Annotated in this window: 23 protein-coding genes; 12 read left to right on the forward strand and 11 right to left on the reverse strand. The window is 48.3% G+C overall.

From position 1 onward, the window contains the following. Positions 1 to 375: 375 nt before the first annotated feature. The 3 genes from IQ294_RS00745 to IQ294_RS00755 all read right to left on the reverse strand — a co-directional run bounded on the left by IQ294_RS00745 (position 376) and on the right by IQ294_RS00755 (position 2,959). Complete coding sequence (locus IQ294_RS00745) at positions 376 to 1,749, reverse strand: YjiH family protein (RefSeq protein WP_203332105.1); 1,374 nt, start codon at positions 1,747 to 1,749, stop codon at positions 376 to 378. 157 nt (positions 1,750 to 1,906) lie between these two features. Next, positions 1,907 to 2,596: a bacillithiol biosynthesis deacetylase BshB2 gene (gene bshB2, locus IQ294_RS00750; protein ID WP_203332106.1), complete on the reverse strand. Its 690-nt coding sequence runs from the start codon at positions 2,594 to 2,596 to the stop codon at positions 1,907 to 1,909. A 12-nt stretch (positions 2,597 to 2,608) separates the two neighbouring features. Further along, positions 2,609 to 2,959, reverse strand: a complete 351-nt coding sequence (locus tag IQ294_RS00755; protein ID WP_084244136.1) for a YojF family protein — start codon at positions 2,957 to 2,959, stop codon at positions 2,609 to 2,611. A gap of 139 nt (positions 2,960 to 3,098) precedes the next feature. On the opposite strand from IQ294_RS00755, the gene IQ294_RS00760 reads away from it, so the two are divergent. After that, positions 3,099 to 3,962 carry an ABC transporter permease subunit gene (locus tag IQ294_RS00760; RefSeq protein ID WP_203332107.1) on the forward strand — a complete coding sequence of 288 codons (864 nt, stop codon included), beginning with the start codon at positions 3,099 to 3,101 and terminating at the stop codon, positions 3,960 to 3,962. Further along, the gene (locus IQ294_RS00765) at positions 3,963 to 4,973 is read left to right on the forward strand and encodes an ABC transporter permease (protein ID WP_203332108.1); all 1,011 of its coding nucleotides are present in this window, start codon (positions 3,963 to 3,965) and stop codon (positions 4,971 to 4,973) included. A gap of 334 nt (positions 4,974 to 5,307) precedes the next feature. On the opposite strand, the gene IQ294_RS00770 is transcribed toward IQ294_RS00765, so the two are convergent. Further along, a complete protein-coding gene (locus IQ294_RS00770; RefSeq protein WP_203332109.1) occupies positions 5,308 to 6,069 on the reverse strand; it encodes an HAAS domain-containing protein in 762 nt (253 codons plus the stop codon). Beyond that, on the reverse strand, positions 6,069 to 6,392 hold the full coding sequence (locus tag IQ294_RS00775; RefSeq protein ID WP_203332110.1) for a PadR family transcriptional regulator: 324 nt from the start codon (positions 6,390 to 6,392) through the stop codon (positions 6,069 to 6,071). The genes IQ294_RS00770 and IQ294_RS00775 overlap by 1 nt, the downstream gene beginning before the upstream one ends. Positions 6,393 to 6,590: 198 nt before the next feature. Here IQ294_RS00775 and IQ294_RS00780 point away from each other — a divergent pair, with 198 nt between their 5' ends. After that, entirely contained in the window at positions 6,591 to 7,472 is an 882-nt protein-coding gene (locus IQ294_RS00780) for a GNAT family N-acetyltransferase (RefSeq protein ID WP_203332111.1), read from the forward strand. Positions 7,473 to 7,530: 58 nt separating this feature from the next. On the opposite strand, the gene IQ294_RS00785 is transcribed toward IQ294_RS00780, so the two are convergent. The 3 genes from IQ294_RS00785 to IQ294_RS00795 form a co-directional block, all read right to left on the reverse strand. Then, positions 7,531 to 8,076, reverse strand: a complete 546-nt coding sequence (locus tag IQ294_RS00785) for a DUF6609 family protein (protein WP_203332112.1) — start codon at positions 8,074 to 8,076, stop codon at positions 7,531 to 7,533. Between the two features lie 213 nt (positions 8,077 to 8,289). Beyond that, positions 8,290 to 9,123, reverse strand: a complete 834-nt coding sequence (gene thiD / locus IQ294_RS00790; protein WP_203332113.1) for a bifunctional hydroxymethylpyrimidine kinase/phosphomethylpyrimidine kinase — start codon at positions 9,121 to 9,123, stop codon at positions 8,290 to 8,292. Positions 9,124 to 9,187: 64 nt separating this feature from the next. Further along, positions 9,188 to 9,442, reverse strand: coding sequence for a hypothetical protein (locus IQ294_RS00795; protein ID WP_203332114.1), 255 nt, complete (start codon positions 9,440 to 9,442; stop codon positions 9,188 to 9,190). A 71-nt stretch (positions 9,443 to 9,513) separates the two neighbouring features. On the opposite strand from IQ294_RS00795, the gene IQ294_RS00800 reads away from it, so the two are divergent. The 4 genes from IQ294_RS00800 to IQ294_RS00815 are packed head-to-tail and all read left to right on the forward strand — an operon-like array spanning position 9,514 to position 11,641. Beyond that, the gene (locus tag IQ294_RS00800) at positions 9,514 to 10,236 is read left to right on the forward strand and encodes a DUF4230 domain-containing protein (protein ID WP_203332115.1); all 723 of its coding nucleotides are present in this window, start codon (positions 9,514 to 9,516) and stop codon (positions 10,234 to 10,236) included. A 12-nt stretch (positions 10,237 to 10,248) separates the two neighbouring features. Further along, on the forward strand, positions 10,249 to 10,923 hold the full coding sequence (locus tag IQ294_RS00805) for a uracil-DNA glycosylase (RefSeq protein ID WP_203332116.1): 675 nt from the start codon (positions 10,249 to 10,251) through the stop codon (positions 10,921 to 10,923). Positions 10,924 to 10,983: 60 nt separating this feature from the next. Beyond that, positions 10,984 to 11,244: a YwdI family protein gene (locus tag IQ294_RS00810; RefSeq protein WP_203332117.1), complete on the forward strand. Its 261-nt coding sequence runs from the start codon at positions 10,984 to 10,986 to the stop codon at positions 11,242 to 11,244. 19 nt (positions 11,245 to 11,263) lie between these two features. Then, on the forward strand, positions 11,264 to 11,641 hold the full coding sequence (locus IQ294_RS00815) for a DUF423 domain-containing protein (RefSeq protein WP_203332118.1): 378 nt from the start codon (positions 11,264 to 11,266) through the stop codon (positions 11,639 to 11,641). A 58-nt stretch (positions 11,642 to 11,699) separates the two neighbouring features. Here IQ294_RS00815 and IQ294_RS00820 read toward each other — a convergent pair whose 3' ends face one another. Beyond that, the gene (locus IQ294_RS00820; RefSeq protein WP_203332119.1) at positions 11,700 to 12,731 is read right to left on the reverse strand and encodes a beta-carotene 15,15'-monooxygenase; all 1,032 of its coding nucleotides are present in this window, start codon (positions 12,729 to 12,731) and stop codon (positions 11,700 to 11,702) included. Between the two features lie 173 nt (positions 12,732 to 12,904). Between IQ294_RS00820 and IQ294_RS00825 the strand changes: the two genes are divergently transcribed. After that, positions 12,905 to 13,114, forward strand: a complete 210-nt coding sequence (locus IQ294_RS00825) for a hypothetical protein (protein ID WP_203332120.1) — start codon at positions 12,905 to 12,907, stop codon at positions 13,112 to 13,114. Positions 13,115 to 13,317: 203 nt separating this feature from the next. Here the strand turns inward: IQ294_RS00825 and hemQ are convergent, their stop codons facing one another. After that, positions 13,318 to 14,067 carry a hydrogen peroxide-dependent heme synthase gene (gene hemQ, locus IQ294_RS00830; RefSeq protein WP_203332121.1) on the reverse strand — a complete coding sequence of 250 codons (750 nt, stop codon included), beginning with the start codon at positions 14,065 to 14,067 and terminating at the stop codon, positions 13,318 to 13,320. A gap of 177 nt (positions 14,068 to 14,244) precedes the next feature. Between hemQ and lipL the strand changes: the two genes are divergently transcribed. From lipL to IQ294_RS00845, 3 genes are read left to right on the forward strand one after another with little or no spacing between them, the layout of a single operon-like run. After that, entirely contained in the window at positions 14,245 to 15,060 is an 816-nt protein-coding gene (gene lipL / locus IQ294_RS00835; protein ID WP_203332122.1) for an octanoyl-[GcvH]:protein N-octanoyltransferase, read from the forward strand. A 59-nt stretch (positions 15,061 to 15,119) separates the two neighbouring features. Then, positions 15,120 to 16,424, forward strand: coding sequence for an HD domain-containing protein (locus IQ294_RS00840; RefSeq protein WP_203332123.1), 1,305 nt, complete (start codon positions 15,120 to 15,122; stop codon positions 16,422 to 16,424). Further along, complete coding sequence (locus tag IQ294_RS00845; protein WP_203332124.1) at positions 16,425 to 16,919, forward strand: YwgA family protein; 495 nt, start codon at positions 16,425 to 16,427, stop codon at positions 16,917 to 16,919. 891 nt (positions 16,920 to 17,810) lie between these two features. Here the strand turns inward: IQ294_RS00845 and thmT are convergent. Beyond that, positions 17,811 to 17,996, reverse strand: a complete 186-nt coding sequence (thmT, locus tag IQ294_RS00850; protein WP_106532804.1) for a 2-hydroxymuconate tautomerase — start codon at positions 17,994 to 17,996, stop codon at positions 17,811 to 17,813. Between the two features lie 63 nt (positions 17,997 to 18,059). Between thmT and IQ294_RS00855 the strand changes: the two genes are divergently transcribed. Beyond that, positions 18,060 to 18,575 (forward strand): YwhD family protein, encoded by a 516-nt coding sequence (locus IQ294_RS00855; RefSeq protein ID WP_203332125.1) that lies wholly within the window; start codon positions 18,060 to 18,062, stop codon positions 18,573 to 18,575. Positions 18,576 to 18,850: the final 275 nt, after the last annotated feature.

Genomic DNA, 18,850 nt, shown 5'->3' on the forward strand with positions numbered 1-18,850 from the left:
CCGACGACCGCGAGGACGGATGTTTGTGACGAAGTGCGCAGCACTGGTGGAGCACGGTTCTTGGAACTGTGTTATTTAAGAGATGGAGTCTCCGCTGTTTTACTCCCAATCTCAAAGTCGCTTTCAAAACTTTAAGTAATGTATGGAATGGAAACCAATCGTCTCATTTCCTGAAAGAATCAAAATGGAGTGAAAGCTGGCGACTCCTGCAGGATACAGAGCGAGTCCTGAGACCTCACAGGAGCGAAGCGACGAGGAGGCTCAGGCAGCTCCCTGCGGAAAGCGTACAGCTGAAACGGAATGATTGAAATAGATGATATTTCTTCGCGGAATAGTAAATGCCATCCGCAACCGCGGATGGCATTTTCATTTTTATTAGAATAGAAGGTGTGCAACGCCTGCCACAATCGGAAGAGCGATGATTGTGCGAAGAAGGAAAATGACGATCAGGTCAAAGATGTTGACTGGAATTTTCGATCCAAGGAGGATGCCGCCGACTTCAGAAAGGTAGATCAGCTGTGTGACGGACATCGTCGCTACGACGAAACGCGTCATTTCAGATTCGATGCCTTGGCCTAGAATGGCCGGCAGGAACATATCAGCAAAGCCGACAACCATCAATTGTGCCGCTTCAGCCGCTTCCGGAATGCCAAGTAAATTCAGATACGGTACAAATGGTGTGCCGAGTATAGAAAAAAGACTTGTGTTTTCAGCAAGGATCAAAGCAATTGTCCCGAATGCCATAACAACCGGCGCAACGCCGATCCACATATCCAGAACGTTTTTGAATCCATCTTTGAAGAATCCGGTTACTGAACGGTTACGGTTGGCTTTTTGCAGTGCCAGTTCAAGGCCGTGAGAGGCGGCATTATATCCTTTCGGGACATCTTCCGTTTGGGATTCCTGATCGGAACCATCGATATAAGTCGTTGGTTTGCGTGTCAACGGATAAATGCGCGGCATGATCAAAGCTAGAATGAGTCCTGCAAGAATGACTGTCCCATAGTATGGAAGGAAGTAGCTTGAAAGGCCGATTTCACCGATGACAACAATTGCGAAAGTGATGGATACCACCGAAAACGTTGTTCCGATGATTGCCGCTTCGCGCTGTGTATATTTATTGTCTTCGTATTGCTTGCTTGTCAGAAGGACGCCGATTGTTCCGTCGCCTACCCATGAAGCAAGGGCATCAATGGAAGAACGGCCAGGCAGCCGGAACAGCGGACGCATGATTTTCATCATCATGGAACTGAAGAATTCAAGAAGTCCGAAGTTCATCAATAGCGGCAAAAGAAGCCCGGCGAACAGGAAAATCGTGAACAGGAACGACAGAAGTCCGTCTTCGCCGTCAAGCAGCAGTCCGCCGGTAGCGTCGCTCCAAACTGCTTCAGGTCCTACTTGGAACAAGACCATGAAGGCAAATACTGCAGCTATGATGCGTGTAATAGTCCAGAACAGGCTGACGTTGAAAAGTTTATCGAAGAACGGGACATTTTCATCCGTATTCGGTTTTTTGGCTATGAACAACAATGAGCCGATTGCTGCAACGGAAAGGACGACAAGCATGATCCAGGGCACAACTGATGCGATATTATCCGCCATCCAGTTTGCCAGGACAGCAACTGTGACCATCCATTCCGTGTCGCCGTCAGCATTCGTTATAGGAATCGGAGTCAGGAACAGTAAGATACCGAGCAATGATGGAATTAAAAATAAGAGCCAGGTTGATGCAGAAAACTTTTTCTTCATTGAGAATCCCCTTTTCATTGTGCATAAATACACATTCTAATTACTTATTATACAGCATCTTCCCCCAAAGAATACTGTCAATAATATAGTTTATATTATCTGAAATCTATAGAAAAAACACCCTTATTTTCAATAAAGAAAATAAGGGTGTTGCGTATCAGAACGAAACTTCGAAATCATCTTCCCAGCGGTACTTGTAGAAACGTTCCTGCGTCAGCCAGTTTTCCGTTTCCGGATCGCCTTCAGCCAGTTTATGCTCCATCTCTTTCAGCATCCAGGCCGTCTGCGAAATATGGGCTTGCATGGAAGCCATCTTGTGGTCTCTCACAGGTGTTACGTCATGGACGATATCCGGTGCTCCAAGAACTTCAAGCGTATTATTGGCAAAAGCCACGCAGTGCAGCTTCGGACGATCTTCCATGCGGCGCACTGCACGGACTACGGCACGCGCTGTCGCTTCGTGATCCGGATGTACGGCGAATTTCGGATAGAACGTAATGATCAGTGAAGGATTCAATTCTTCGATCAGTTCTGTCATCATGCCGACCATCTTTTCATCGTCTTCAAACTCAATCGTCTTATCACGGAGCCCCATCATGCGGAGATCTGTCAGGCCGATCGCTTCAGCGGATGCCGCCAATTCCTTCTTGCGGATTTCCGGAAGTGATTCGCGTGTTGCAAATGGCGGGTTACCCAGGTTTCTGCCCATTTCACCGAGTGTCAGACAGGCGTATGTGACCGGCGTCCCTTGTTTTATATGAGTGGTCATTGTTCCGGATACACCGAACGCTTCGTCGTCGGGATGCGGAAATACGACCAATACATGCCGTTCTGTTGGAATCGTCATTTTATTGCCCCCTTAATAACTGAATGGTGTTTCGCTGATCTGCAGCGCCACCGCCAGTTTTCCTGTTCCGTCATGGCCTGCCAGCAGCAGGCGTCCCTGGTCATCCATTTCATAATGGGTGATGCCTTGTGCATAAACCCAGCCATGCGGCAGCTTCAAGCCGACACGGTGCGGGCTGTCGCCGACCACTTTACCCAGTTCATAATTGATCACTACATTGCGGATAAAAGCGCCCGCATTGAAAAACGCTTCATTAAAATGGCTGGCGTAGGATCCATTCGTGGTTTCCAGGTGAAGATATACATCTTTCCCGGCGAACGCATCCAACTGGACCTGCAATTTCTTGACTTCAACTAATTCCACGATAAAACCCTCCTCAAACAATCCGTATCTTTTAAGTATATGGAAAAAATACTGAGAATGCGATTAGTTAGCTCTACGGGTTCCGAAATAATGGTAGAATAACAAAAGAATGAATTTTCCAACAAAGAGGATGGAGCATATGAAGCTAATACTGAAGTTTTTTACAGCAATTGCTGGAATCATCCTTGCGAGCAGCCTGCCTCTCCTGATTACCGGATGGCTGGTGGGGGAGTGGAGATGGCGGGCCTATTTCGACTCGATCAGCTCAACGTTGCAGGAGTTGTGGCCGCTGGGGGACATCGCATTTTTCAATAACCGGATCCAACAGCCTGTCCCGCTGTTCCCCAATATCTTCGAATACATCGTTTATTCGCTTGAAATCCTGTTCCTGGCATTAGTCGCAGCAGTTACCGTGTCACTGATTCTGACAGTCATTACGATGCTGCTGTCGGAAAAGGCGCGGGAACGGGTGAAAATGGCCTTGTATTTTCTCGAATCAATTCCGGATCTGCTGATCATCATGCTGGCTCAGCTGACGGTGGTCCTTGTTTATAAACAGACAGGATTTTTAATCTCGAAGATCGCAGCGATCGGCGATGACCGCATTTATTGGCTGCCTGTGCTGTGTTTGGCGATTTTGCCGACCATCCAGCTTTACCGGCTGGCCATGCTGACGTTTCAGGAAGAAGAACGCCAGATGTACGTGGACCTGGCACGTGCTCTTGGATTTTCGAAAGTATATATCATACTTGTCCATATGTTCCGCAATGCCATCATCTCTGTTTTCTTCCAATCCAAAAAGACGATGTGGTTCTTGCTGTCGAATCTCTTTGTGCTGGAACTGATGTTCAATCTGCCGGGAATCATGCTGTTCCTCAGTGATAACATGTATCCGCTCGGATTTTTAGTCGCTGTTTTCAGCTTTTTCCTGCCCATGTTCTTCCTCTATAGTTTCGGGGAATGGTATTTTGTGCGCCGTCTGCGCGGAAAGGAGGCGGTGTAAATGTGGAAACAGCCTTATTTTGTCATCGGCTTCAGCATTATCGCCTTTTTCCTCATCGGCAGTTTTGTTTATGAATGGATCTGGGGGAATATTCCCCGTCAGGTTTATTACATAATGGAAGGAGGTCGGGCTGTGGAAGGTGCGCCGATTTCACCGAATTGGCAATTCCCGCTCGGTTCAGATCAGTACGGTTACGACATGCTGGGCAAATTGATGCTCGGGGCAAAATATACGATCCTGGCAGCGCTGGCAGTGGGGGCGCTCCGCATGCTGATTGCCGTGCCGCTTGGCTATATCCTCGGCACGTATCTTGATAAGCACCGGAAATGGATTTCAAGTCTTGCCGATTCGATGCATTATATCCCGCTTACATTATTTGCGGCATTTGTGCTGACGCCAGTCCTGTGGATGCCGCAGGAAGGCTTTACAACCACCATCTGGGAACGGATCGGCGTGCAGGTGGTGATCATGGCGCTGCTCACGGTTCCAATCGTGGCGATCTTGATCGCCAATGAAGCTGCCTTATTGCGTGACAAGGAATACATCCTGGCTGCCAAGACGCTTGGTGCCGGACGATTCCGTATCATCCGCAAGCATCTGTATCCGCAGATGCGTGAAAAGATTGCGGTTCTGTACGGCCAGCAGGTGATGGAAACATTTATCGTTTTTGCGCACCTCGGTCTGCTCAACCTGTTCCTCGGAGGCACCAAAATCAGCTACGATCCGATGTTCGGCGATCCGCCGATGTCGATTTCCTATGAATGGGCGGGGCTGTTCGGGTCGACTTTCAGGTATTTGCAGGGGGCTCCGTGGCTTCCGCTTGCACCGGTCCTGTTTATTGCGTTAACGATTTTCGCAGTGTCCCTGATGATGGAAGGCTATTTGCGCTCCAAAAATCCGACAGCCAAAAAGCGGCGGAAAGCTGCAGTGAAAGATCCTGTCGTTGAATGGAACCGGGAGCAGCTGCGCGAAGCGATGGTTAAACTGAAAGAAAGATCTCCGGAAAAATGAAAAGCATCATTTACTTCGATAATTTCGCCACCTGTTACTGTATTCTGACTTTGGGGAAAACAGAACATTTTCTTTTTCAATGAAACCATTTCTTAGATTTATTCTTTTATAGGAAGCGAAGCTGAGATATGCAGCAAAACAGCGCAGACTCCCAGAGGAACAGAAACGGAGTTGGCTCTCCAACTCCGTTTCGCGCGAAGTGCTGAGATCCACTCGGGCGGAGTGAAACGAGCCCGAGTTAGCTCAGCGCAAGCCCCAAGGAAAGCGAAGCTGTTTTGCGGAATATCAATTGCTTACATTTTCTTCATTCTCAATAAGCCGAAAAGCAGAACTCTCACGCATGGTGGGGGTTCTGCTTTTTGTTTTGTATCAATAAATACGCCATGAATAGCAGGAAACCGCCGACGAAAGTCCCCATATTTACGTAGAGCCCAGTCGTTTCGTCAATATCCATGAAAGTCATGATGAAATCAGGAGCGATTAAAAACAAAGGGATAATGATTGTGATCCATGTTTTTGACCAGATTGCGCCGATGATGAAAATGATGACCCCTATTGCGGCAATGACCCACATCACCTCTCTGGACGGAATATAGAAAGGTTCGAAGTAGAAGATATCAGCGAACAATACCGCAGACAACAGGCCGACTGTTATCAGCTGGATGCATAGCAATATGGTGAATTCCTTTTTCCTCGACCATTTCTTCGATGCCATTTTTCGGAACGCCAATATATATGCACCGATGCCTGCCGCGCCGATTATTGGAAAAGAGATCAATTTCAGCAATGAAAAACTCAAGTCGCCCCTGACGGCCGAACCTGTCATGAAATAGGCGATCAATAGCAGGATGAACATCGGCATGAGCTTGATGAGGCCGTAGAAATCCGTTGTCATTTCACTGCTGATATTCTTCATATAAGCTTCGGGGGAACCACCTGTAACTGTATCCAGGTTTTTGCCGCGGCTTTCTGCATCTTCAAGATGCCCCCGCAGTTCTTCAGCAATTTCCTTGATCTCACTGTCTTTTTTTCCGGATGTCATCAGATACAATTTCAAATTGGCTATGAATTCCTGACTGTCTTTTGACAAAACCATTATTTTTCCTCCTTTACGAGCCGGTTGACCGACTGCGATAGATTGTCCCAGCGTTCCTTGAATTCCAGGTATTCCTGTTCTCCTTCAGAAGTCAGCGTATAATACTTCCTCTTTGGGCCGCTTGGCGATTCTTTCATGACCGATTTTACAAAGCCTTCTTTTTGCAGGCGCAGCAGGACAGGATAGATGCTGCCTTCACTGACCATCCGGAACCCATAAAGCTCCAGCTTTTCAATCATTTCATAGCCGTAGGTTTCACGTCTATGAATGATTGCCAGCAGACAGCCATCCAAGATTCCTTTGAGCATTTGGCTTGATGACATAAGGTCACCTCTTTCTACTAAGTGGCATAACAAGATACTAAGGTGTGATCAAGCTACGTTGTAATACAATATAGCATATTCAAAAATACAGGTCAACTACTTTGTTAAACAAGTTAGTGTGGTGTTTCAGCAGGAGTTTCCTGTGCAGGAAGCGAATAAATTTAATTAGATCTATTTAAAGCAAAGGGGGGATGAAGGATGGTTGAAATCAGGAGGCTGGCCGAATGCACGATCGAACAAGCAGTAGTGGCATGGAACAAGGGGTTTGAAGGCTATCATTTCGACATGACGACAACACCCGACGCCTTCAAGAAGAGAATGGATCAGGAAGGGCTTTCAAAAGAATTATCCGTGGTGGCGTTTGACGGTGAGGAACCGGTGGGCCTTGTGCTGAACGGAATCAGGCAATCCGGAGACAGTAAAATCGGCTGGAACGGGGGCACCGGCGTTGCGGCAGCCTGGCGCAAAAAAGGCGTCGGCATCCAGCTGATGGAAGAGGCGTTGCGAATATTGGAAAGTCAGCAAGTCGACGTGGCGACGCTGGAAGCGATTAAAGGAAATGATCAGGCGATTGGGTTATATGAGAAACTTGGCTATGACATCGTGGATGAATTGCATTTCATGAATTTAAACGGTACTGTCGATCAAAAAGGGCCGGCCGTCTCAGAAGCGGTTAAAGTCAGTCAGGCTTCACCTGAAGAGATAGGCAAATTGCCGTTCTACCGGGGCGACTTCCCCTGGCAGACGCTGTGGCAAAGCGTCCGGGATGGACAGGCTCTGATCGCGTTTAATGAAAAAGGTAAAGCGGCCGGCTATGCATTGTTCCGGAAATTGAACGATGAACACGGCAAACCTTCCCGGACTTTATTGTATCAACTGGAAACGGCACCGGATGCAGCGGAGCGGGAAGGAATTACAGCGCTTCTGCTGAATGAGGTCTTCGGAAATTTCGAAGATGGCATCGGCCGGACGGCGGTCAATGTGCCGGTGGAAAGCAATGCGCTGACTTATGATACGTTGAAGAAATTTGGCTTCGAGAAAAATATAGCGCAGGTGTTCATGAAGAAAAAACTGAAATAAATTCTGATTCGATTAAAATGAAAAACCAGTGCAGTGAAAAAACTGCACTGGTTTTCTGTTAATCAACAAGCCTGGTTTCCGCACTTTCTTCCATTGCGTATTTCAGACTCAGCATTCTTATGCCGATTATGATCTTGATACTGCCATCGATTACCGCAAAAACCAGAAAAGGAACAGTCGTTAAAACCAGCCCCAATGCGCCGTTGATGATTGTAAGGACTGCCAGCAGAATCATCAGTTTGCCCTGCGAAAAATAAAACCCAATAAAATGGATGCCGACAGCGATGAGGATTGCCAGCCATACCACTCTCGGATGTTCAAAACCGATAAGCAATCCGCATAGCGTACATAAGATAACATTCAGCAGCATGGACAGATTATCCATTCTGTCCTGGAATTTCGTGTTTTGTCCGTAAGCCAGTTTACGATTAACAAAAGGAAAAGCAAAAATAAGGATATACCCGATGAAGAAACCGATTCCCAAAACAGCAGGCTGAATGAAGAACTCTCCTCCGGTCAGAGCGGAAGCGATGATGATCAAACCTATGTAAATCAGCCAGACACCGCAGGTCCTTTGAGTATTGTAGTGGCGCTCTTTCTGCAAAAGTATCCCTCCTTGAAATAAGAATCTAAAACTTATCTGATTTTTACGGGTCAATGAATAAAAAGTTTCTTAAACTTCAGTTTTTGATAAAAACATCCTGAAACAAAAAGCGAAACAGCTGCGTATAAAAAAGAAGCCCAACAAATTCTGCCGGACTTCTGGGTGGCATACTATTTTTGGTGTAAGGGTAAAGTGAGTTTGAAGTGAGGAGGCTTACAGCTCCACTACCTCAACTTCTTTTTTCGGGAATTTATTGGCGGCGCCGTGCATGACAGGGCCGACGAATTCGTTCAGCTTCCAGCCGTGCTCGATGGCAGCCGATACGAAAATTTTCGCATTCAGTACAGCGTCTTTCACGGACTGGCCATTAGCGATGTTAGCAGTGATGGCAGCGGCAAATGTGCAGCCCGCACCGTGGTTGTAATCAGTATCAGTTTTTGTTGTAGTCAGCAGATAATGCTTTTCGCCGTCATACAGAAGATCCGCCGCTTTTTCGTGCTTCAATTGCTTGCCGCCTTTGATGACGACAAATTGGGCACCGCTTGCGTGGATTTTTTCGGCAGCTGCCTGCATCTCTTCCACCGTATAGATGCGGCCGAGGCGCGACAGCTCTCCAGCTTCCACAAGGTTCGGCGTTACAATTTTTGCGTGAGGCAATAAATACTTGATCATTGCATCGACGTTTTCCGGGAACATGACTTCTGCTTCGCCTTTGCAGGCCATGACCGGGTCGATGACGACATCTTTGATGCCGGAAGCGGCAATTGCTTCACCGGCCGCCTGGATGATTTCAGCTGTCGGCAGCATGCCTGTTTTCAAGGCATCAACGCCAGTGGAAAAAGCGGTAGTCATCTGCGTTTTTACAGTATCGACCGGAATCGGGTGGACGCCGTGGCTCCAATTATTGTCCGGATCCATCGTGACGATTACCGTCAGCGCGTTCATGCCGTATGTGCCGTGTTCCTGGAACGTTTTCAGATCGGCTTGAATGCCGGCACCGCCGGAAGTATCGGATCCTGCTATAGTTAAGGTTTTTTTGAGTGACATGGATTAATCTCCTTTATATAGAAAGAATGTTTACTATGTTTTATTTTATCAAAACGTACTGTATTTACAATCCATTGGACTTTTGGGGCCATAAGAGGAGTGCTGACGTGAGGGTGCCGATTACTGCGAACAGCAGGGCGGAGCTTCCCATTACCCAATGGCCGCTTCTGAAAAGACCAAATGCGATAAGAAATGTTAAAATGGTAGCAATTACAATAATTGCACCCAGACAGCCAATTCCGGCGCTTTTCGCACTTTCAGGAGCACTGTCGCCTTTCGTCTTTGAAACGGTTTTGATTTTATCAAGCCAGTCAGCCATGGACATCGCTCCTTATATAGAAATATCGTACCACGACTATCAAATGAAAAAAACAGAAAGAGGGATGTCATTTGGCGAAGGACCCGAAACTGACTGAAATAGAACGCTTATTGGAAGAAATGAAAGGCAAAAAAGGGACAGAGGAATCAGGATTCTGGAAATCATTAAAAGTGATGATGGGCGTATTCCGCAACTCCTTTCTTGTCTTGATCCTTCTCGTCCTCCTGCTGCTCGTGGCCCTGCCGCTTGGAACATGGTGGATGATCCAGCAGGGCAGCACAGCGACCGAAAGCAAAAGTGCTTTCCTCGAGCGCATACAGGATCTAAACGAATTATCGACGGCGGAAGCCTATTCAAAAGTCATCATCAAACGTGAAGATAATAAAATCTTCGGCAAGGAAATCGGCATTGATCTGCCGGGCACGAAACGGGAGCTGCTGGTCGTGGTTCCAGGCGCGGTCCGTGCAGGCATCGATTTTTCGGAAATCACGGAAGATGATATCGAAGTGAATGATGAAGCGAGAACCGCTACGCTGACGTTGCCGAAAGCCGATTTCCTCGGAGGTCCGGAATTGTTCATGGATAAAGTCGAAATTTACAATAATGAAGGATTGCTCGCCGGTGGCCGGGATTTCCCGGAAGCCTATGAACTGGCGGAAGAAGCGAAGCAGATGATGCTGGAAGAGACCCGTGGCCAGGGCGTGCTGGAGCTGGCGGAAAGAAACGCGGCACGCTCTGTGGAGGAAATGTTCCAGCTGGTCGACTATGATGTAACGGTAGAGTTTGAAGAATAAGGAGTGGGCGCAATGGCTAAGAAGATTTTCTCCAACGACTGGCAGGAAGTGGTCGGCGAAGAATTTGGAAAACCTTATTATTTGGAGCTGCGTGAGTTTCTGAAAGAACAATATGAGACAGAGACGGTGTATCCGCCGAAAGATGAAATCTGGTCCGCTTTCGAACATACCGCTTACAATGACGTAAAAGTCGTCATTCTCGGTCAGGATCCCTATCACGGACCGGGGCAGGCGCACGGCCTGAGCTTTTCCGTCAAGCCCGGTGTAAAGATTCCGCCGAGCCTGCGCAATATGTTCAAGGAAATGAAAGAAGATATCGGCTGTGAAATACCGGGTAACGGCACATTGACCAAATGGGCGGACCAGGGCGTCATGATGCTGAATACTGTATTGACTGTGCGGCAGGGAGAAGCGAATTCACACCGGGGCAAGGGCTGGGAAACATTCACGGACGAAGTCATACGAAAGCTTTCTGCGCGGCAGGAACCCGTCATTTTTGTACTATGGGGCAAGCCGGCCCAGTTGAAAAAAGGATTGATTGATCTGGATCGGCATGATGTCATTGAAGCGCCGCATCCGAGTCCGCTGAGCGCGAGCCGCGGATTTTTCGGCAGCAGGCCTTATTCAAAAGTGAACAGCCTGTTACAGAAGCGCGGAGAAGCGCCGATTGATTTCTGTTTGGACTGACGGTGCCTGTGAAGGCATGTTAAACTATAGGACGAGATGTAAACGAAAGGGGGAATTTTGATGACTGTTGGACATGAACGGGTGATTGCTGAAATCGAAAAGCATGCTCGCCAGGCGCGTATGGGAGATTCGGCGAAAATGCGCGAATCACTGGCTGCCATCCGGGCATTGTGTGATTTGGTGCTGGAAGGTGAACAGCAGCCGGGCGCCCGGGCGCCTCGCGCGATTCCGCTGTCAGCATCCCCCGCGCCGCAGCCTGTACTTTCAGAAAAGAAACTGGAAGAAGACGGAGCAAACGGCGATTCGCTTTTCGAATTTTAATGGGAATGAGGAATAGACCATGCAATTTTTCTTGATTGCCGGAGCTGTCAACGCGTTACTCAGCGTAGCGTTCGGTGCATTCGGCGCGCATATGCTTGAAGGGCGCGTTGCTGATAAATACCTGGACACATGGCAAACGGCCGTCCAGTACCAGATGTTTCATTCCATCGGGCTGATCATTGTGGGAATTCTGATGAGCTCGACGCTGATTGGCTCACTCGGATCACTCAGCTGGGCCGGCTACCTGATGCTTGCCGGCATCATCATTTTCTCCGGCAGCCTGTATGTGTTGAGCCTGACAGGCATCAGCATACTCGGCGCCATCACGCCAATCGGCGGGGTCGCGTTCATCGCAGGCTGGGTCATGCTGATCATCGCTGCAGCGAAAGCATTGTAAGAAATAAAGAAAGCTGTCCGCAGGAGATGCGGACAGCTTTCTTTTGCTTGGAGAAAAATCAGGATGAGACACCGTTCGCTTCCAGCAAACCCTTTAATTTTGCTGGGTCATCGACTTTCAATGCCATCTGCGAAAATGATTTGGTTCTGCCGAAGAACAATGTCGCGAGCTGTGGCGTTTTGAAATCGATGACAAGCTGAGGTTCATGATTTTCAATATCTTTGGCCACGAATTCAATGGCATCTTTTTCGGCTTTTTCGCCCCAGCGGACAGCTTCGATTGTCTCGACAGGCACTCTGATTCTTTTCCCTAATCCGAGCGAGACCTTCAGTACGCCGTCTTTTATTGTCAGCGGGTTCAAGCGGATGGCCTGCATTTCGCCGATGAAATAAATGACAGAGTAGATGTTCAGGATCAACAAGATAACCGACAGTGCCGGCGACTGATCGTGGAGCCACCAGTGAATGCCAATCGTCTCAATGACGATGGCATGGATCAGCATGATATGGAAGGCGATAATACTCGTTTCTTTATGAAGGCTTATCGATTCAGCATTGTCCTCAGGCTTCTTTTTCCAGGTGAAAAAAGCGTAATAGAAAGCCAGCGCCTCCGATAAAATGACGGTAATGATCGGATTCGGCCTGACCCGTTCATAAACCGCCGGCATCAGCGTAAACAATGGACTGCCTGCTTGCTGTTTCATCGACCGGCGGATTTTCGGGACGTGCCAGGCCAGCAGGCCAATCAAGGCAATTTCCGCGAATAAAATCAAAGCTTCCAGACCAAGCCCTACATAGAAAAAGACTTCGAATGGCTCAAAGTAAAGCGAAGGGATCAACAGGCGCGCTAAGATGAACCCGGCTGCTATAAAACCGATGAATTGTTTGAGCGTCAGGCGGAAAGCGGCGAGAACAAGCAAAGGCGCAACCAGCGCCAGATCCAGAAGCGATCCGGTGACGACGAAATATGTTTCTTCAGGTATGGCGATGGCGGATAAAGGGGAATGGTAAAGCAGGAAATTGCTCATTAACACCAGGAACAGTAAAGCCAGTGCCCATTTCGCATAATTTGTCTGTCGCATCACAAGCATACAAACACCCCGTTTTTCTTTTAGTATACCCTCCAGTTGTCAGAAGATAGTGAATTGAATATGGCGAAAAAAGCACAGATGGAAATTTAATAAGGGCTGAGTTCATGGGAATAAAATCCAAAATAATTCACCGGAGAAACTGGGTGCGGAAATTTGTGTTTGAGGTGCGGAAAATGGATGCTGAGGTGCGGAAATCGCCTCGCGGGGTGCGGTCAGGAAAATCTGTCCCTAAAAAGAAAGAGAATAGAATGAATGAAAAAATTACTGGTAAAAAAAAACAGTGGTCCGTGCGCGGCCAGCCGCTCACGGACCCAGCAGTTTGCGGAAGCAGACTGCAGGCATTAAAAGGGTTTGGACAGGAGAAGAAGGATGAAAGTTATTGATGGTAAATGGATGAAATTTTTATCGCATAAATTCTGTTGCGGAGTTTGCACTGTTTGTTGCGGAAATCGGCAATTTAGTTGCGGTCGTAAAACAGCTAAGTGCTGATAATTTTATATGTATAATATTTCCACTAAAAATGACGCCTCTCAACTCCCACAAATAAGAAAAGCCGCCCAAAAGGCGGCTTTCATCGAATTGGCTATTAAACTTCCAAGAACTTGACGATTCGTTCTTTATCCAGGCGTGTGCCCACATAAAACGACCCGAATTCTGCATAACGCGCGCTGACTTCGTCAAAACGCATTTCGTAGATCAATTTCTTGAACTGAAGAACGTCATCTGCGAACAATGTCACGCCCCACTCGTAATCATCAAAACCGACAGAGCCGGAAATGATCTGTTTCACTTTGCCTGCGTAGCTGCGGCCGATTTTACCATGTGACAGCATCAGATCTTTGCGCTCGTCCATCGGCAGCATATACCAGTTGTCATCGCCGTCGCGGCGTTTGTCCATCGGGTAGAAGCAGATATACTGCGAACGCTGAAGTTCCGGATACAGACGTGCACGCACATGCGGGTTCTGGTACGGATCTTCGTCCGATTTGCCGGACAGGTAGTTGGAAAGTTCCACTACGGAAACGTAAGAGTAAGTCGGGACCGTGTAAGCGACTAAAGTCAGTTTATTGTATTCCGTTTCAAGCTCGTTCAGCTCATCCATCGTTTCGCGCAGCAACATCAGCATCAAGTCGGCTTTTTGGCCAACGATTGAATACAAGGCATGTGCGCCGGTTTTATTTTCATCGGCCTGGTTGACTTTGTCCATGAATGCCTGATATTCGTCGATTGCGAATTGGCGCTCTTCGTCCGTCAGCATTTTCCAGGACACCCAGTCCATCGAACGGAAATCGTGGAGGACGTACCAGCCATCTAATGTAATTGCAGCTTCATTCATCTAATAAACACTCCTTCTAATGAAAATCTCTCATAACCCAGTTTATCATACCCACCCGCCAACTTCCTTCAAAAGAGGTGGCTGTCACCAATTTGCCATGACCATCGTTCCTTTTCAGGAAGTACGCCGTAAGGTAAAATGAAAAGCAAGCGAACGCTTTGAAGAGGAGAAGAAAACATGCCGTTATTTACCGAACAGAATGAGTGGCGTTTCTGGGACCAGTCCCTCAGCGCCAAAAATAAATCCGCGCTGGAATCATTTGCGGCGGACGATTTACTGTGTGAGTTGGTTGGCTCCGGAGCAAGCATTCCCACCATCCGCACATGGGTGCATGACGAAACGGTAGTGCTTGGCATCCAGGATCACCGGCTGCCGCATATCGACGAAGCGAATCAATTGTTGAAAGAAAGAGGCTTCACGCCGATCGTCCGGAATTCCGGTGGACTCGCCGTTGTTCTCGATGCTGGCGTCCTGAACATTTCCGTTGTCGTGTCCGAAGAGGAAAGTGCGATCGATATTCCGGAAGGCTATGAAATGATGCTGGAGCTGGTGCGCAATCTGTTTCCGGAAGCGGAGATCGATGCTTACGAAATCGTCGGCTCCTATTGTCCGGGTTCCTATGACCTCAGCATCGGGGGGCGCAAATTCGCCGGCATATCACAGCGTCGCATCCGAAAAGGCATTGCCGTGCAGGTCTATTTATGCGTCGAAGGCAGCGGTTCGGAACGTGCCGAACTGATCCGCGATTTTTACGAAACAGGCTTGCAGAATGAAGAAACAAAATTCTCCTATCCGACGATAAAACCGGAGACGATGGCATCCCTCAGTGAACTGCTTGAAAAAGAAATCACTGTCGCGGAAGTGGTCATCGATCTGTATAATCTGCTCGACAATCCGCAATTGAAGCCGCTGCAGCCTGAGGAAGCCGAACGTTATGGCTATTATTTGGAACGGGTCGTGGAGCGCAATGCAAAAATGCTTCGCGCAACTTGATAGGCTGAAGCGGTCTGATGTAAACTGACATACAATAGTAAAATTCTGGAGGTGCGCCTGTGGACTATGCAAAACAGAAATTAGCGGAAGAAAAAGTGTTCAAAGATCCGGTTCACCGATATATCCATGTGCGCGACCAGGTCATCTGGGACCTCATCAATGCCCGCGAATTTCAGCGGCTGCGGCGCATCAAGCAGCTCGGTACGTCTTATCTGGTGTTTCACGGAGCTGAGCACAGCCGCTTCAACCATTCACTGGGCGTTTATGAAATCGTCCGCCGTATTATGGATGATATCTTCCATAGCCGCCCTGATTGGGATGAAAGCGAACGTCTGGTAGTCCTTTGTGCGGCGCTGTTGCATGACCTCGGACATGGACCATTTTCGCATTCATTTGAAAAAGTATTCGATGTCGACCATGAAAATTTCACCCGTGAAATCCTGCAGGGCGACACGGAAGTGAACCGTATCCTGCAGAAAGTGGCGCCGGATTTTCCGAAGAAAGTGGCGGAAGTGATCGGCAAAACCTATGCCAATAAACAAGTCGTTTCATTGATATCGAGCCAGATCGATGCCGACCGCATGGATTATCTGCAGCGTGATGCCTATTACACAGGTGTGTCTTACGGTCATTTTGATATGGAGCGGATTTTGCGCGTCATGCGTCCGGTAGATGACCAGGTCGTCATCAAATCGAGCGGCATGCACGCGGTGGAAGACTATATTATGAGCCGCTACCAGATGTACTGGCAGGTTTATTTTCATCCGGTTGCGCGCAGTGCCGAAGTGATCCTCCGGAAAATCCTGCAGCGTGCCAAATATTTGAGCGGCCACGGTTATAAATTCGAGCAGCCGCCGACACATTTTCTGGCGTTTTTCGACAGGACGTTCACATTGAAAGAATATCTGGCGCTGGATGAAGGCGTGCTGATGACGTATTTCCAGTTATGGATGGACGAACGCGATCCGATTCTGTCGGACCTCTGCGACCGTTTTGTCAATCGCCGCCTGTTCCAGTATGTCGATTTCGATCCGGGCAAAGATTACAGGAAGCTGGGTGAACTCGCCCAATTATTCCACAAAGCGGGCATCGACCCGGAATATTATCTGATCGACGATTCGACTTCCGATCTGCCTTATGATTTTTACCGGCCCGGCGAGGAGGAAGAGCGCCTGCCGATCCACTTGCTCATGCCAAACGGCGACATCAAGGAATTGTCGCGCTTGTCGCAGATCGTCGATGGCATTTCCGGCAAACGCCGCACCGATTATAAATTGTATTTCCCGGCGGAATTACTGATAGATGGAAAAAAGAAGGAAATCAAACAGCAGATTCTTGAGCTGCTGAGAGAAGGAGGGGTTTAATTGCTCCAGGAACACGCAAAAATAGTGGATTTCATCTCCACGGCGGAAGGTGTAACCGGACGGAAGAAATTGCAGAAGATGATTTACATACTGAAGAAAATCGGCGTGCCGTTTCAGGAGAAATACGAATTCCACATTTACGGACCGTATTCAGAGGAATTGACTGCACGCATTGAAGAATTATGTGATATGGGGTTCATCCATGAACAGAAAGAAGATAAAAGCTCCTATGTGCAATACCGCTATACGGTGACGGATGAAGGGCTCGAGTTCCGCAACGCACTGGGCAAACCGGTGCTGGAGAACGCGGAGCACGCTGCGAAGCTGAACGGCAAAAGCGCTAGATTTCTGGAACTGGCGGCAACGCTGCTGTTCTTCGATGAGCTGGCACCGGCGGAACAGATTGCAAAGCTGCACAGCGTCAAAGGCAAATTGAATTTCACGCAGGACGAAATCAACGAGGCATACGCTTTTATCGAAGAATTGAGGAATTGAAAAAAGCTTCCGGAGAGGAAGCTTTCGGGTGGTGGTGCTTTTCTTGGTGTCCAGACTCCAACGGGCCAACTCCTCGGTTCATAAGCCAGCCCAGCTGCGCGGTCGGGACCGCTACGCTGTTCTGTCTTATGACTTTCGGAGCTGAACGGCCGTTGTCGCTTTTCTTTTGTCCAGACTCCAACGGGCCAACTCCTCGGAATTAAGCTGTCCTTCCTGTGCGGCAAAGAACGCCGCTTTGGAAGTTCATCTTAACTCTGTCGGAGCTGAACAGCCGTTGTCGCTTTTCTATTGTCCAGACTCCAACGGGCCAACTCCTCGGTTCATAAGCCAGCCCAGCTGCGCGGTCGGGACCGCTACGCTGTTCTGTCTTATGACTTTCGGAGCTGAACGGCCGTTGTCGCTTTTCTATTGTCCAGACTCCAACGGGCCAACTCCTCGGAATTAAGCTGTCCTTCCTGTGCGGCAAAGAACGCCGCTTTGGAAGTTCATCTTAACTCTGTCGGAGCTGAACAGCCGTTGTCGCTTTTCTATTGTCCAGACTCCAACGGGCCAACTCCTCGGTTCATAAGCCAGCCCAGCTGCGCGGTCGGGACCGCTACGCTGTTCTGTCTTATGACTTTCGGAGCTGAACGGCCGTTGTCGCTTTTCTTTTGTCCAGACTCCAACGGGCCAACTCCTCGGAATTAAGCTGTCCTTCCTGTGCGGCAAAGAACGCCGCTTTGGAAGTTCATCTTAACTCTGTCGGAGCTGAACAGCCGTTGTCGCTTTTCTATTGTCCAGACTCCAACGGGCCAACTCCTCGGTTCATAAGCCAGCCCAGCTGCGCGGTCGGGACCGCTACGCTGTTCTGTCTTATGACTTTCGGAGCTGAACGGCCGTTGTCGCTTTTCTTTATTGATCCGAAAACAGCTTACCCTTTGTTCCGTAATCAGACTTCTTCATGTCTTCGATGAATACGACAACGTTCTCGACCGGGGCGCCGGTTGTTTCAGAAACAGCTTCCGTGACTTTTTCGACAAGCGCACGTTTTTGATCTTCCGTTCTTCCTTCGAGCATTTTGACGGTTACGTATGGCATAATGGACACAGCTCCTTTTCTTTAGGTTCCACTTTATCATAGCAGAATGGAGGGAATGTACACATGTCGAACAATGAAAAACCAAAACAAAAACTGGGTTTCACCATCATAAAAGACGATCCCACCGATGGCCATAAAGGCTACGGCATCGGCTCCCTGTCTCTTGAAAACGTTTCGCCGCTGTTCATCGATGTGGCTGAACAGGAAGCTTTCATCGACATTGGTGCCATGCACGCACGAAGCCAAGTCGAAAGAGGCATCAAATTCACGACCAATCCTGAAGACTCAGCAGGCGGCAAGGATTACTGGCTGATCTGGATCACCATCGATTTCAATCCGGAAGGCCCGTATTACGCTGGAGTTACGGCTTGTGAAATGGTCGTCAACCGCGAAAAACGCCGTGGTTATAAGATTTTGGCGGATCACGTCAACCGCATGGATAAATCGATGAAACGCAGAATCCTGGTCGACAATATGGATGCACCATCAAAGCGGGTGCTTGCGGAATACTTGCGCAGCCACAACCCTGAAATGTGGAAGAACAGTGCAGAGCAGCTTCATACCGAATTGGATGCTTGAAAATAATAAAGAAGAGAAAACTCCAGCCGAAAAGGGCTGGAGTTTTTTAGAGAAGAAATATTTGTCTGAAATAATGTCTTTCCTCGTTATTCGGTCATGCGATCTCAGGAAATGAATGATAGGAATTTGCTTATGACGGTAATTTTAAATCATGTATGTACAATTTATGACTTTTGAATTTGGGTATAACAGGCAGTTGAAGTTACAGGGGAAACGCAGTACACTAGGGGTACAGCTTTTAAATAGAAAGCTAGGACACCTGTCGGCGAGCAAGT

Source organism: Planococcus beigongshangi (genome assembly GCF_016820495.1).
GTDB classification, from domain to species: domain Bacteria; phylum Bacillota; class Bacilli; order Bacillales_A; family Planococcaceae; genus Planococcus; species Planococcus beigongshangi.